We start from the raw sequence: 3,036 nt of genomic DNA on the forward strand, positions 1-3,036 counted from the left end.
CCGCGCGCGCCGGCGCTTCGCACGACGCGGCATGGCCGCGGGCGTCGCGGCAGCCGTCGCCGTCTCGGCGATGGGCTTCACCGCGCCGCTGGCCAACGCCGCCGAGGTGCCGGCGCCGACCGCACACTATGACATGTCGCATGCGGGCGGTTCGCTCTTCGACGTGTCGGGCAACGCGCGCCACGCGACGCTCACCGGCCTCACCGACGCGTCGTTCGCCGATGCGGCCGGCGATGACGTGCTGCGCTTCCGCGCCGACGGCTACGCGTCGCTGCCGCAGGGGCTCGTGACCGGCACCGACAACGACTTCACCGTCGAGTACACGGTGTCGGCGCAGACGGCGGGCAACAGCTTCGGCTGGGTGATCGGCGACGGCGTCGGGGCCTGGAACACGACTCAGCTCGGCAACCACGTCTTCCTGAGCCCGCGTTCGGCGCAGGGCGGCTACACCAACCAGGTGCTCGCCGCCATCCGGGTGAAGTCGGGCACCGACAACGGCGAGTCCCGTCTGCCCGCGGGCGGCGGCCTCAACCCGGGCTTCACGACGCTGACGATGGTCGGCTCAGGCAATACGCTGACGCTGTACCGCGACGGTGCCGTGATCTCGACCCTCACGCACACGCGCTCGCTCAGCTCGATCATCCCGAGCGGCAGTGTGCTCGGCTACCTCGGCCGGTCGCTCTACCAGGGCGACTCACTCCTGCGGGCCGACGTCGCCGACGTGAAGGTGTGGGATGTCGCACTCACCGCCGAGGAGGTCACGGCCAGCATGCCGACCGCAGCAGAGAAGACCGCAGCGACGGCCGCGCTGCTGCGCGGCGACGTGCTCGCCGTCATGCTGGGTGAGAACCCGTCGCTCGACAGCGTGTCGAGCAAGCTGACGCTCCCGGCATCCGTCAACGGCGTCAGCCTCACGTGGGCGTCGTCGGCTCCCGACATCGTGTCGACGACGGGTGCTGTCACGCGAGCGATCACCGAGAACGCATCGGCCACGCTCACAGCGACGACGTCGCTCGGCTCGACGCTGACGTTCGAGGTCACGGTGCTCGCGCCGACTGTCTCGGCCGATCTCGACGCGATCTCGCTCGCGGCGCGCACCACCGAGAACCTGCCGCTGGTCACGACCGGTGCGGTGAACGGCGCGGTCATCACGTGGGCCTCGTCCGACCCGTCGCTGGTGACTGCGACGGATGCCTCGTACGCGGCGCCGGCGGTGGGCGCGGCCGATCCCTACCGCGGTGGCGGCCTCGTGGCGCGTCCGGCGTACGGCGACGGCGACCGCGAGGTCACGCTCACCGCGACGGCGACGCTCAACGGCACGACCGAGGAGCGCACGTTCCAGGTCACGGTCGCCGAGAAGGGCCGCTGGGCCCCCGACGCGGGCTATGCGGCGGCGTACTTCAAGTCCGACAGCGACGAGAAGATCTACCAGGCGGCGACCTCGGGCAACGACTTCTTCACGTTCTCGCCCGTCAACGGCGGCAGCGCCGTGATCACGTCGACCGCCGACACGAAGGGCCTGCGCGACCCGTACATCCTCCGCTCGAGCCAGGGCGACAAGTACTACATGATCGCGACAGACCTGTGCATCGGCTGCGGCACCGGCTGGGGACCCGCGCAGTCCGCGGGCAGCCTGAAGGTGCACGTGTGGGAGTCGACCGATCTCGTCGAGTGGACCCGGACGAACGGCGAGAACGCCGGCATCACGATCAACCAGCCCGAGGCGGGCATGACGTGGGCGCCGGAGGCGTACTGGGACGACGAGCTGCAGTCGTACGTGGTGTTCTTCGCATCCCGCCTGTACTCCGACGCGAGCCACACGAACACCGACAACCTGTACGCCCGCATGTTCTACGTCCTCACGCGTGACTTCCAGACGTTCACCTACCCGCCCGCGACGTGGCAGGACACCGGCTACGCCCGGATCGACTCCACCGTGACGAGGATCGGCGACTACTACTACCGGTTCACCAAGAACGAGGAGAGCGGCGCGGCCGGCATCCTGGAGGCGGGCAAGGACATCTTCCTGGAGCGGTCGAAGGTGCTCACGGCGCCCACGACCCAGTCGAGCTGGTCGGCGGATCCGCAGGCGACGTGGCAGCTCACCGACACCCGGATGACGAGCCTCGAGACCGGGCAGTCCGGCGAGGGTCCGCAGGTGGTCAAGCTGAACGCCGGCGACCCGAACAACAACGCGGCCGGCGACGGATACGTGTTCCTCGTCGATAACTACGGGGCGGGCGGCTACCGGGCCTTCCTGACCTCGGAGGGGGCCATCGCGTCCAGCACGCAGGCCGACCGGCTGTCGCGCCGGGCGGAGTGGAACGTCCGACCCGTCGGCGGTCTGCCGGCGAGCCCGCGACACGGCTCGTTCGTGAGCGTGACCCAGTCGGTGCTCGACGCGATGCACGACTGGACAGCCGTCGAAGCGGTCGGCTCCGTCACGGGCCTCACGGTCGACGGACGCACCGCGACGGCCCGGGTGACCGCGGCCGACGACGGCGAGGTCGTCGGCACGGTGACGTTCTCGGGCGGCGAGTGGAGCACCACGGTCGACCTGGAGGACCGTTCCGCGACCGTCGACGTGCCCGAGGGCGTCGCATCGGTCACGGCGCATTACGACGGCTACCGAGACGGGCTGGTCGGCGCCTCGACGTCCGAAGCCGTGTCGCTCGGGCTCGAGCTGACGGCGACGGCCACCACACGCTGCATCGCCGGAAAGATCACCGAGGTCGTGAGCGTCTCCAACACCGACGACGTCACCGCCTCCGTCACGGTCGCCGGCCGATACGGCACCAAGACGGTGTCGATCGCGGCGGGCAAGAGCGTCTCGGTGAGCTTCGCGACGCGCGCCGCGGTCATCGCCTCCGGCACCGCGGCTGTCACCGCGACGGCTGCGGACGGCCGCTCCCACACCTCGACTGTGGTCGTCCCGGCGGCCACCTGCCAGTAGCCGCCCGGCGGCGGGTGGTGCGGGTTCCCATCGCGGAACCCGCACCACCCGCCCCAGCCGTCGTCGTGCCGGCCCGGAAGCGT

The 3,036-nt window shown here is 70.7% G+C and carries 1 protein-coding gene; it reads left to right on the forward strand.

The genetic code is table 11. The features are described from left to right. On the forward strand, positions 1-2,953 hold a 2,953-nt coding region (locus EIO58_RS15220), incomplete at its 5' end, for an immunoglobulin-like domain-containing protein (protein WP_127820224.1). Between the last annotated feature and the right edge of the window lie 83 nt (positions 2,954-3,036).

The organism is Microbacterium sp. CPCC 204701, from assembly GCF_004010105.1.
Classification (GTDB): Bacteria; Actinomycetota; Actinomycetes; order Actinomycetales; family Microbacteriaceae; genus Microbacterium.